Here is a 12,603-nt window from a genome sequence, read left to right as displayed (position 1 = left end):
AATCACATATTATAAACAATAGCGTTTATAATATGTGATTTTTTTACGAAACACTGTTTCTGATTGCTGTAAACTGAATCCTGAACACTATCTTCTGTGTTTCCATCTTTTATGTGTCCAGAAATAATATTCAGGAGCTTCCAGAATTTGTTTTTCTACTTCTCGTAAAAAGGTATTGGTAATTTCAAAATCAGGAATTGATGTGGGATTGTCTGTAATGGGTACAAAAGTAGCTTCATAAAAACCTCTTTTTACTTTTTTTACTTTTACAAAAAGAATATTCAAATCATATTTTTTGGCTAGCATTTCGGCACCGGTATGAACTGGAACTTCAATGCCCATGAATTTATCCCAATGAAAAGCTCTGTTTAATTTTGGAGATTGATCACTGGCAAGTCCGTACATACTAAGAATTCCATTTTTTTGGTTTTCTGCCATCAACGGAATCGCTTTTTTAGTTTCTACTAATTCAGCATTGTATTTGGAACGAATGTCACGTATTAGTTTATCAAAATATTTATTGGCAATTTTTTTATAAACGCCTATTCCTTTAAATTTTGTTTTCTGGTTAATAGATAATAACCACTCCCAACTTGCATAATGAGAGGCCAGTAAAACAGTGCTTTTGCCTTTGTTTTCATATTCTTTTACCAATTCAATATTGGTAACAACAAATCTTTTGTTCATTTCTGCAGATGAAATCGTCATAGTTTTAATCATTTCTAAAAACATATCACATAAATGGTGGTACGATTTCTTTTCAATTGTAAGACGTTCTTTGTCATTGAGATGAGGTAATGCCAAAGCTAAATTTTCCTTTACGGTTTTTTTGCGGTAGCCAATAATATGATAAACTATTAAATAGATGAAATCAGAAAACCAATAGAAAATCCTAAATGGAAGAATGGAAATAATCCATAAAAACGGGAAGGCTAAGATAAAAACAAGAAATTGCATGCCGTTATTTTTCTTGCAAATATAAGCCAAAAATGTAGACTGATATAAATTTTGACAGCTTACTGTATCCCTATTTTAGAATGACTATATTTACAATTCACAATAAATATACTTTATGAATACCGTTTTAATAGCAATAATTGTAGTAAATGTTTTAATTAGTTACAAAGGGTTTAATGACCTTTCTTTTTTTAGAAAATATGAATTCCATGTTGGAAGTATTCGTTCCGGAGAACAAATTAGGATGTTATCCTCTGGTTTTCTTCATACTGATATGACCCATTTGATTTTTAATATGTTGACACTTTGGTTTTTTGCGCCTGTAGTCATTAGTTATTTAGGTGATTTTTCCTTTTTATTGGTTTATTTCGGGAGTTTGATTTTTGGAAGTTTACTAACAATGGTTTTTCATAAAAATGATTATGGTTACAGAGCTGTAGGAGCATCTGGAGCGGTAACTGGAGTTTTATATTCGGCAATATTGTTGCAGCCTGACATGATGTTGGGAATCTTTTTCGTTATTCCAATGCCCGCTTACATTTTTGGAATCCTTTATTTGTTGTATTCCATTTATGGTATGAAGGCTAAGAATGATAATATTGGTCATACTGCCCATTTTGGAGGTGCTGTAGGAGGTTATTTGATTACTTTACTAAAAGAACCTACATTGTTAGTAGATCATACTTTAATGGTGATATTATTAGCTATTCCAATAGTCATTCTTTTCGTGATGGAAAAAATGGGAAAATTATAATGGCACAACTTTTGAAAAGGAATTAGTACAAACAATTAAATTATATAAAAATGAAAAAAGCACTATTAATTCTGTCTGTTCTATTTATTTCTATGTCTTATGGACAAGAAGTTAAGCAAGTTCCTCAAATAAATGTAAGTGGAGAAGGAAAAGTAAAAGTTATTCCGGATCAGGCTACTATGACAGTAACTGTTGAAACAAAAGGGAATAATGCCAAAGATGTAAAAAAACAAAATGATGAAAAAATTGAGGCTGTTTTAAAGTTTATAAAAAAAATGAACTTAGCGCCAGCAGATTTTAAGACACAACGTGTTTCATTGAATCCACAATACGATTATGAAAAAAAGAAACACAGTTATAATGCCACTCAAACAATTGAAATTCTATTGAGAGATTTATCTAAATATGATGAATTGATGGAAGGTTTGGTAGACCAAGGAATTAATAGAATTGATAATGTTACTTTCCAATCTTCAAAATTAGCACAATATCAATCTGAAGCTAGAAAATTAGCGATGAAGGATGCAAAATTGAAAGCCGAAGATTATGTTTCTGTTTTAGGACAAAAAGTAGGGCGTGCAATGACTATATCGGATAATTCACAAACCTATTATCCGCAACCGATGTATGCAGCAATGAAAACAATGGAAAGTAGTGATGCTAGTGCTCCAAGAGAAACGTTAGCGGTAGGAGAGATCAATATTACGGCTAATGTGACTGTGAGTTTTATTTTAGAATAAAGAAGCTAAAAATTATATTTTAGAAATCCCATCTCAGATAAAAATGAGATGGGATTTTTTTTGAATCAACTATATCCTAAATATATAAAAGTATCAATTAAGGTAAATAAAAAAACTCTTCAATTGTTTGAAGAGTTTTCGTGGGGAGAGCAGTCCCGAAGCTTCGGGAGAACCTGCTAAATTGTTTGCAAAAAAAATGTCTCAATTGCTTGAAACGTTTTAGTGGGGAGAGTAGTCCCGTAGCTTCGGGAGAACCTGCTAAATTGTTTGCAAAAAAAAACGTCTCAATTGCTTGAAACGTTTTAGTGGGGAGAGCAGGATTCGAACCAATAAGTTGGAACCCGCGCCTATACTGCATTTTCAACTACTTATAAACTGATGTGCCACGATTTTGCCACAAAACTCAACATGACAATTTTAAGCCATTTTTTAAGTAAATTATTTAATTAACTTGTTTAAATTGAATGATGTAATTCATGTTTTGAAAATCAAAATTAAGTAATTTTATGATAGTCTAAAAAGTTTATTTAATATTTTTTTAGTTTACGCTAATTTAATATTTTTTACTAATAGTGTCCTAAACAGTATCTTGAATCAATTGTAATACAGAAAAAGACATTGCTTTTGGATGGAAATGCGTATCGAACTCCAAGAATGAATGTGATTTAAAATAATATTTATTTGATTAACAACGATTTAATGAATAAAAGAACCTGACTAATGAGTCATTTTCTGATTTGTCCTGATACCCTAATTTCAAAATTTTATAATGTCAATTTTAACGCATCATTTAGTCGTAATGCTACATTATCCCAATTAATATTAGTAAACAAAGCATCCACGAAATCGGTTCGTTTATTTTTGTATTTTAAACAATAGGCCTATTCCGTAACATCAATAACCAATAAAGGAATGGGAGCCATTGTGTTAGTTTTTCGTGGTTTTCGCATTATAAAATTACCAAACTATCGCTGTATGGCTGATATGCCAAAATTCCCCAACCATTGCCATCTACATTTTTTGAGGTAGCAGCAATTAATATTTTAAGTTTATCGAAACTCCCTAAATTTTTCTCAATTCGCTTTAGCAACTCGTCTTGTGATGCTGTTTTTTTATTAGTTAGGTTTGTCCAAAATATGGAATGTAAGATATGCGATGAAAAATGATAGGATAACTTCTTTGTCCAGAAATCTACAGTTTCCAAATTGTTTTCGTCCGACGCTTTTTTTATCATTTGCAAATCCTTCTTTGCTACTTTTACCCCATCACCGTGATGAAAAGTATAATGTAGATGTAAGGTTTTGGCATCCATATAAGGTTCTAAAAACTTTCGTTATATGATAAAGTCTGTTGAATATAATTACCATTGGCATCGACCAATTCATCAATTGAATTTTCAGCTAAATTTTTAGCAAATGCGCTTGTGGTTGGAAGCATTAATGCAGATGCGCCAAATAACGTACTTGATTTTAGAAACTCTTTTCTGTCCATACTGTGAAGTTACTTTTTTTAGTCTTCTACATTCTTCATTTTCATCAAAAGTGAATAAGCCCCTTTTATCACGATCTTTGCATCATTTAAATCCTCTGAAATAATTTCAGTAAATTCATTTTCTGTATTTCCTGTTGTTACTTCTCTCATTTCAAATTGATTGGTTCCCTTTTCTATAAAGATATAATTTTTGTTTTCATAATTCACAATAGCTTCAGATGGCAGCACATTTGACTGCTGGCTACTTAACTCAATTTCAGCATTCATATACATTCCCGGTAAAAGTGCTTTGTCGAAGTTTGTAAAATGGCAGTGCATTTCGGTACTTCTGTTTTCGGAAAAATCTTTACCGATTAGAATAATTTTGCAATAATATTTTTTCTCTGTATTGGTATTGGTATAAGCAACTACCGATTGGCCAATAGCCAATTTATCGATATCTTTTTCAAAAACGGTCAAGGCCAAATGAATGTCAGATGGATTTACAATCTCGAATAAAATGTCGCTTGGGCTTACATATTTGCCAGTATTTACATTTACTTTCGATACATAACCGCTTATTGGCGAATAAATATTGATACTTTTTGAAATGTTCTTGGTAGAAACATTACTTGGATTTATCCCTGCGAATTTTAATTTCGCTCCATATGTTTGGATCATTACCGATAGTGAGTTGTATTCTGATTGTGCTTGTTGATACACTTTATCGCTGCTAGCTTTGCTTCGGTTGAGTTCTCTTTGTCTTTCGAATTCGGCTTTTGCATATCCTATTTTTGCTTTAGCCAAAAGGTAATCTTCCTGCAGTTGAATGTATTGTTGGTCTTCTACCACACACAAGACCTGCCCTTTGGTTACATACATTCCCTCTAAAAGTTTGGTGTATTTTAAATAACCACCCATCGGCACACTTATTGACACTAAGCTTTGAGGCGGTACATCTATTTTACCATTTAATTTTAAGGTAGAAGAAACTTCTTTTTGCTCAATTTTTCCCGTTACAATACCTGCATTTTTTATTTGTGCATCAGTAAGAGTTGTCGTGTTTTCGACAGTTGGAGTGACTTCTGTTTCGCTTTCCGTTTTCTTGTCTCCACAGGAAGAAAGGAAGATTAAAGCTGCAATTGTAATGACTATATTTTTCATAATTTGTATTATTTGTTTTGAAGATTTTAAGAGATTGATTTAATAATTCTCTTTTTAAATAAATGATTTGTTATACTTCTATTTTAACACGAAGAAGTTTTATGGAATTTATAAAGACTAAAGTATCAGGAAGTAAATGAATAGCTGCAGCTTCAATCGGTCCAATTATTCTAAGCAAAACAAGGGTAATTCCAATTACATGAACGACACCAACCCCTACAAAAATATTTTCACGAATAGTTCGATAGGCTCTTTTACTAATAGCACGAGCCTTGGCGATTTTTTCCAACTTATCCTGCATCAGAACGATATCAGCCGCTTCCATTGCTGCTTCTGTTCCCATAGCACCCATTGCTATGCCAATATTTGCCTGGACTAAAGCAGGCGCATCATTAATGCCGTCGCCCACCATTGCAATCTTAGAACCGTCTTTTTGCAATTCTTTTATGATATTGATTTTGTCTTCGGGCAATAAATTGGCTCTGAAATCGGTAATTCCTATCTGATTGGCAACGTGCTTGGCCGTTTCAGGATTATCTCCGGTAAGCATAACTATGTTTTCAATTCCACTTCTTCTTAAACCTTCAATCATTTCTTTTGCACCTTCACGTATCGCATCGGATATATAAAAGATACCCGCCAATTTATTATCAACTGAAAGGTAAATAACAGAATCGGTACTACTTTCTGAGGATTTCGACACCGGTACTTTACTTTCTTCCATAAAGAGCTTGTTTCCTAATAAAACAGACCTGCCATCTATTTTTGCTGAAACACCACGTCCTTTTACCACCTCGAAATTTTCAGGCTCGCCATAGGTAAGTTTTAATTGATCGGCATAGCTTAAGATTGCTTTTGCCAATGGATGACTGGAACGTCGGTCAACAGCAGCAGCAAATTGAACTAATTGGATTTCATTATAAGCTGGATCTAATATTTCAACGGCATTCACAATAGGACTTCCAACAGTTAATGTGCCGGTTTTATCAAAAACAATGGTTGTTACTTTTGCAAGCTCTTCTAAAAATAAACCTCCTTTTATCAAAATGCCTTCTCTCGCAGCACGTGCAATCGCCGCAATGGTAACAAGCGGTGTTGCCAAACCTAATTCGGCAGGGGAGGTAAAAATCAGCAATGCAATGACCAGTTTGACGTCACGTGTAAAAAAGTAAACCGTACCCACAAAAATAAATACCACCGGAATAAGCCACGAAGCCACTTTGTCGGTGAATTTTTCAATAGGTGCTTGCTGGCTTTCTGCCTCTTCCACCAGTGAAATGATTCGTGAAAAAACGGTATCTAATCCTGCTTTTGTCATTTCTATATCGAGCGCACCTAATTCCAGTATGGTTCCGGCAAATGCTTCACTTCCTGCTGTTTTTTCCTGAGGTACACTTTCGCCGGTTATAGGTGCCTGGTTCACAGAACCCGATCCGCCAATCACTTTACCATCAACTGGGATTTTTTCTCCGGCTTTTACCAGAACAATATCACCTATTTTTAAATCGGTTATTTGCACTACGGATTCTTGATTCTCTTTTTTTACTATTGCCGTTTTAGGAACGGAACCTATTAACTCTTTGATAGAAGCTCTTGCTTTTTCGGTACTCGCACTTGCGATATATTCTGCAATAAGGATTATCATAAGTACGACAGCACCAGCCAAATATTCCTTACCAAGAACTGAAATTATTACCGCTATGGTAATAAACAATTCGGTACCTATTTTTTTTTCTTTGATGATATCCAGTACTGCGGTTTTTACTAATGAATAAAGACCGAAAGCCATTGCGACTATCAAAACGGGTAATGGAATAATTTCAAAATAAAATAACAAGCTCGCAATTCCTACGGTGATAATCCGTACAATTTCCCAAAGGAACTGCCGCGAAAAAAAGGTTTGTGTATAATTCATAATTAAAATTATTTATTTTGAAAATTAATATTTGGCTTAAAAATAATAACACATAAAATGGCTAAAGATAAGGTTAGAATCCCACCATATAAAAAGTCAGTTTTAGGGAACTGCGAACCTAAAAAACCAGCTATCGGATAGGCTATTGCCCACCATAGATGCGAAAATGCAAAGTGGGAACCATATACTTTTCCCTGATTTTCGGATGAAATGGTTTCGGCAATTAATGTTTCTGAAGGCATTTCAGCGAGACTTTGGCCTAAACCCGCAAAGAGCCATAAAACTAGAAGTGTTGCATATCCAAAATAATTAACCAAACAAATTGAAATCCCTAATAATAATGCACCACTGATTAATGATGTACTTCGTGTTTTAGATTTGTCTAAACTTCCTAAAATAAAAGCTGAAATGGCTGCACCAATCCCGAAAGTTGCCATGGCCCAACCATAATATTTATCGTCAAGCAACAAATCATTCTTAATGTGACTTATGGTATTTACCAAAATCATTGCACCGGCAATTGCAGAAACAAATTCGATACCCAAAGCAAATTGCAATATTTTATTACCGAACAACAAGCGAATCCCTTTTATTACATCGTTCCAGGTACTGCTTGATTGTTTTGCCAGATCATTCACTCCTTTTTGAAGATCGTTGGCAGAAATAGAAAGAATTAAAATTCCTGCAATAATAAACGAAATTGCATCTAAAAAAAATATTTGTCTTACGCCAAACCAAACGGCTACAATTCCTGCTAATGCTGGACCTAAAATTCCCAGTAATTGAAATGTTGCAGTTGACAGTCCAATAGCTTCCCTGTAATATTTATTTTCAATAATTTGTGGAATGATAGCACGGTAGGTTGGGGTAAAAAAGGCATTAAACACATTTAATAAAAATACTAAAACGTAAATTTGCCAAGCAGACGTGATAAAAGGAAGACAACAAACCAGTGCCATTCGTGTAAAATGGGTTACATATAGAATTTTTTTTCGTTGTACTTTATCAGCCAAAACTCCTGCAAATGGAGAAAAAATTATAAATGCAGTAACTCGTAAAGTTAATGCTGTTGCGAGAATTATTGGTGAATTTGCTGCGTCTATCTGATAGGCTAATAAAGCCAACCCAACCCACGAAAACGCATCACCCAAAAGACTGATGGTTTGCGCCATATACAACTTAGCAAAGGTTTTATTTTCTAATACTATGAAAGGTTCAATCAATATTTGTTTTAAATTCATCATTAATTAGATAGATAATTAAGTTCAACAACACTTATATTCAATTTTTTAACCGCTTCAATATAATTGTTTTGAATTTCGGTACTTTGATTAATAAGCATTACCCATTCCAAATAATTGATATCACCATTGATGAATTTATCATTAGCAGCTTTGGTTACCGAATCCACATTTTTCAACGCCTGACTTTCGTAATAGGCAATCGTTTCTTTGTGTTTTTTATATTCCTGGACTACTTGCTGATATTGATTTTGAAACTTGATTTTTTCATTATTTAAATTATTTTCAGCTATTTGAGTGTTTATCTCTAATGCCTTTTTCCTGTTATTAATTGCTGTATTGAATACCGGAAGTGCCACTCCAAATTGTCCGTAAACACCATTATAACTGTCTTGAAACTCAGTATTTGCTTTGAAAGTCTGCCAATACACGCCGCCTATTAATTCGGGCAATTTTTTAGATTTTTCAAGTGAAACTTCCGCTTTGCTGCTATTGACTTCTTGCTCAAATAATTTTATACTGGGTTGATTTCCAATAGAATTTTTATCTAAATTTTCGGTAAAATCCATTTTTAATTTATCGGAAACCGGGACAAAGTCTTTATCGGAATTAAGTAAATACTTGAATTGTGATTGTATTATTTTATAATCACTTTGTAATCCCAGAAGTTGAATTTTTATTTGCCCAGATTGGTTCTCAGCGGTTGCTTTTTCTAATATATTGCTTTCGCCTTTGTCAAAACGAAGCGCTGAAATCCTTAAAAATTCAGAATAAACACTATCACTTTTTAGCAACAATTTTTCCTTTTCTTGTAGATACATCATTTCGTAAAACACGACTGTTACCTGTCTGGTCAATTCCTTTCTTTGAATAGCTTCGTTCCATTGCCCTTTTTTGGCTTCTTCAATTAAAAGTTGTTTCTGCCTTTTGTAAACGGTTGGAAATTTTATGCTTTGCGAAATACCAATTTTCATATCATTTACATTGCTGTTAAACTGACCGTATTCGCCAATAATTCCCGTGTTGGAAATGTCATAACCTGTTTTGGTCATTTGTTGCAAGTACTCTGAATTTAGTTTTCCGCTTTTAATTTTGATATTATTTGAAAGAGCCGTTTCAATCGCTTTCTCTAATGAAATTTTTTCCTGAGCATCTGCATTTTGAAAAGAAAAAAACAGTCCCAATACCATGATTGTTGTAATTGATTTTATCCTTTTTGGTTTTAAATTAATTCCTTTTTCAAACATGATATATAATATTGGTAAAACAAATAATGTTAAGAATGTGGCCACTAATAATCCTCCGATCACAACAGTTGCTAATGGTTTTTGCACTTCGGCTCCGGAACCGTTGCTTAATGCCATCGGTAAAAATCCTAATGAGGCTACAAATGCGGTCATTAAAACTGGGCGTAAACGTACTTTGGTGCCTTGTAAAACAATTGATTTTAAATCGGTTTCACCCGATTTTCGTATGCTATTGAATTCTGCAATCAATACCAATCCATTCAGAACCGCTACACCAAATAAAGCTATAAAACCAACTCCGGCACTAATGCTAAAAGGCATTCCCCGCAACGCTAAAAAGAAAATACCTCCAATTGCCGAAAGTGGAATTGCAGAGTAAATCAATAGCCCTTGTTTTACTGAATTGAATGCGAAATAGAGCAGAATAAATATTAATAGTAATGAAACCGGCACAGCAATCATCAAACGGTTTTTGGCTTCATTTAAGTTTTCAAAAGCTCCGCCATAAGTAGGGTAGTAACCCGCAGGAAATTTTATTTGAGCATTGACTTTGCCTTGTAATTCTTTTACAATACTTTGTACATCACGGCCACGAACATTAAAACCAACAACAATCCTACGTTTGGCATCTTCTCTTTGGATTTGATTTGGGCCTTCGGTAATTTCAACTTTGGCCAACTGTGATAAAGGAATTTGCGAACCCGTGGACGTTGGAATTAATAAATTTTGAACATCCGCCAAATCCTGACGTTTTTCGCCTGTTAAACGAACCACTAAATCAAATCGTTTTTCACCTTCGTAAACAACCCCAGTACTTTGTCCTGCAAATGCGGTGTTTACTATTCGATTAATATCCTGAATATTCAATCCGTATTGCGCAATAGAAGCTCTGTTGTAGTCAATTACCACTTGTGGCATTCCAGTAACAGTTTCTACATAAAGGTCGGAAGTTCCTTCTACTGTATTTACAATTTTACCTAATTTATTAGCGTACAAAGCCAGTGAGTCTAAATTTTCTCCAAATATTTTGCAGACTACATCTTGCCTTGCACCAGTCATTAATTCATTAAATCGCATTTGCACTGGATACTGAAAACCGTAAGAAACACCGGGGACAGCTTCTAATTCTTTTGCCATTTTTTCTGACAATTCATCAAAAGTTTTAGCAGAAGTCCATTCGCTTTTGTCCTTTAAGATGATCATCATATCACTGGCATCAATGGGCATTGGATCAGTAGGCACTTCACTACTTCCTGTTTTGCCTACAATTTTCTCCACTTCGGGAAATTTTTCTAGTAATATTTTTGCACCTTGCGAAATGGCTGTCATCGAAGTTTGCAAATTACTTCCCGGCAAAACCCTTGTTTCTACTGCGAAATCTCCTTCTTCTAATGAGGGCATAAATTCGCCACCCATAAACGAAAGTGTAATCAGTGCTAAAACAAATAATGCCAAAGTTACAGCGATAATTGTTCTTGGAATTCCTAATGCTTTGTTCAGAATGGGTTGGTAGAAATTTTCTAATTTTTCCATCATTCTATCTGAAAAATTTTTTTTGTGGGATATATTTTTATTCAAAAATAAAGCGGTCATCATCGGAACATAAGTCAGCGACAATATAAAAGCACCAAACAGAGCAAATGCAATTGTTTGTGCCATAGGCAAAAACATTTTCCCTTCAATACCACGCAAAGTAAAAATGGGAATGTACACGATCAATATAATCAACTCCCCAAATACGGATACATTACGCATTTTTATTGACGTTTTCAATACGGTGTTGTCCATATCTTGCTGTGAAATTTGTGAAGCTTTCCTGCTGTGAAGACTAAATAAACAGGCTTCAACAATAATAACTGCACCATCTACAATCAGTCCAAAATCTAATGCTCCTAAACTCATTAAATTACCGCTCACCCCAAACATATTCATCAGTATGACCGCTATCAACATCGCTAAGGGAATAACTGAGGCAACAATTAATCCTGCTCTTATATTTCCTAAAAAGAAAATTAAAACAAAAAGTACAATTAATGCTCCTTCCAATAAGTTTTTTTCTACTGTTGAAATGGAATTATTCACCATTTTGGTTCGGTCTAGAAAAGGTTCCAGAATAACGCCTTCGGGTAATGTTTTTTCGATTTGTGCAATACGATCCTTAATACTTTTAATAACCACATTACTATTGGCTCCTTTTAACATCATTACTACCGCACCCGAAACTTCGCCAGATTGCACTCCTTTCTTATTAAAAGTCATTGCACCATATCGAATAGCGCTACCAATACGAACATCGGCTACGTCACGGATAAATAACGGGCTACCACTATTCGTGTTTTTAATAGAAATGTCTTTTATATTTTCGATGGTACTAATTAATCCTTCACTTCGGATGTATAAAACTTTAGGTCCTTTTTCAATATAAGCACCACCCGTATTTTGATTGTTTTTTTCTAATGCAGTAAAAACATCCGTAATTGTAATATTATACGATTGCAATTTATTTGGATCAATGGCAATTTCAAATTGTTTCAATTTTCCACCGAAACTACTTACTTCTGCAACACCTTCAACGCTTAATAATTGACGGCGAACAATCCAATCCTGAATAGTTCTCAACTCGGTTACATCATATTTTTTTTCGTAACCGGGTTTGGTTCGAACAGCATATTGGTAAATTTCACCTAGTCCTGTTGTTACTGGAGCCAGAAATGGATCTCCAATACCTTTGGGGATTTGGTCTTTTACCGCACTTAATCTTTCGGTGACTTGCTGTCTCGCCCAGTACACATTCGTTGCATCATTAAAAACAATGGTAACCACTGATAAACCGAAACGAGAAAAACTTCGAATTTCTTTCAGTCCAGGAATATTACTGTTGGCTTGTTCAATTGGAAAAGTAATCAGTCGTTCAATATCGGTTGCACCCAATGAAGGTGCCGATGTAATAACCTGAACTTGATTGTCTGTAATATCAGGAACGGCATCGATTGGCAATTTGGTAAATTGATAACTCCCATATCCGATGAGCGCAAAAATAAATAGTCCAATAATGAGTTTGTTTTTGATTGAAAACTCTATAATTTTATTTAGCATATTTTTTTTAGATTTATGG

9 protein-coding genes and 1 pseudogene are annotated in these 12,603 nt (G+C 34.1%); 2 read left to right on the top strand and 8 right to left on the bottom strand.

Annotated features, from left to right (window positions below; translation table 11 throughout):
- Positions 1–87: 87 nt before the first annotated feature.
- Positions 88–957 carry a lysophospholipid acyltransferase family protein gene (locus ACNQF6_RS12005; RefSeq protein WP_417966141.1) on the bottom strand — a complete coding sequence of 290 codons (870 nt, stop codon included), beginning with the start codon at positions 955–957 and terminating at the stop codon, positions 88–90.
- A gap of 115 nt (positions 958–1,072) precedes the next feature.
- Between ACNQF6_RS12005 and ACNQF6_RS12000 the strand changes: the two genes are divergently transcribed.
- Positions 1,073–1,711, top strand: a complete 639-nt coding sequence (locus tag ACNQF6_RS12000) for a rhomboid family intramembrane serine protease (RefSeq protein ID WP_417966140.1) — start codon at positions 1,073–1,075, stop codon at positions 1,709–1,711.
- Positions 1,712–1,761: 50 nt separating this feature from the next.
- Positions 1,762–2,451 carry an SIMPL domain-containing protein gene (locus tag ACNQF6_RS11995; protein ID WP_417966139.1) on the top strand — a complete coding sequence of 230 codons (690 nt, stop codon included), beginning with the start codon at positions 1,762–1,764 and terminating at the stop codon, positions 2,449–2,451.
- Positions 2,452–3,215: 764 nt separating this feature from the next.
- On the opposite strand, the pseudogene ACNQF6_RS11990 reads toward ACNQF6_RS11995, so the two are convergent.
- The 7 genes and pseudogenes from ACNQF6_RS11990 to ACNQF6_RS11960 form a co-directional block, all read right to left on the bottom strand.
- Positions 3,216–3,296, bottom strand: a pseudogene (locus ACNQF6_RS11990) (hypothetical protein); the annotation flags it as partial.
- Between the two features lie 104 nt (positions 3,297–3,400).
- Entirely contained in the window at positions 3,401–3,763 is a 363-nt protein-coding gene (locus ACNQF6_RS11985) for a Fe-Mn family superoxide dismutase (protein ID WP_417966138.1), read from the bottom strand.
- Positions 3,764–3,771: 8 nt separating this feature from the next.
- Positions 3,772–3,942 (bottom strand): hypothetical protein, encoded by a 171-nt coding sequence (locus ACNQF6_RS11980; RefSeq protein WP_417966137.1) that lies wholly within the window; start codon positions 3,940–3,942, stop codon positions 3,772–3,774.
- A gap of 18 nt (positions 3,943–3,960) precedes the next feature.
- On the bottom strand, positions 3,961–5,085 hold the full coding sequence (locus ACNQF6_RS11975) for an efflux RND transporter periplasmic adaptor subunit (protein ID WP_417966136.1): 1,125 nt from the start codon (positions 5,083–5,085) through the stop codon (positions 3,961–3,963).
- A gap of 70 nt (positions 5,086–5,155) precedes the next feature.
- Positions 5,156–7,000: a heavy metal translocating P-type ATPase gene (locus tag ACNQF6_RS11970; protein WP_417966135.1), complete on the bottom strand. Its 1,845-nt coding sequence runs from the start codon at positions 6,998–7,000 to the stop codon at positions 5,156–5,158.
- 8 nt (positions 7,001–7,008) lie between these two features.
- Positions 7,009–8,244, bottom strand: coding sequence for an MFS transporter (locus ACNQF6_RS11965; protein WP_417966134.1), 1,236 nt, complete (start codon positions 8,242–8,244; stop codon positions 7,009–7,011).
- Positions 8,244–12,584 carry a CusA/CzcA family heavy metal efflux RND transporter gene (locus tag ACNQF6_RS11960; protein ID WP_417966133.1) on the bottom strand — a complete coding sequence of 1,447 codons (4,341 nt, stop codon included), beginning with the start codon at positions 12,582–12,584 and terminating at the stop codon, positions 8,244–8,246. The genes ACNQF6_RS11965 and ACNQF6_RS11960 overlap by 1 nt, the downstream gene beginning before the upstream one ends.
- Positions 12,585–12,603: the final 19 nt, after the last annotated feature.

It is taken from the genome of Flavobacterium pasteuri (assembly GCF_048286615.1).
Lineage (GTDB): Bacteria > Bacteroidota > Bacteroidia > Flavobacteriales > Flavobacteriaceae > Flavobacterium.
This window is presented reverse-complemented; position numbering and strand designations above follow the sequence as displayed.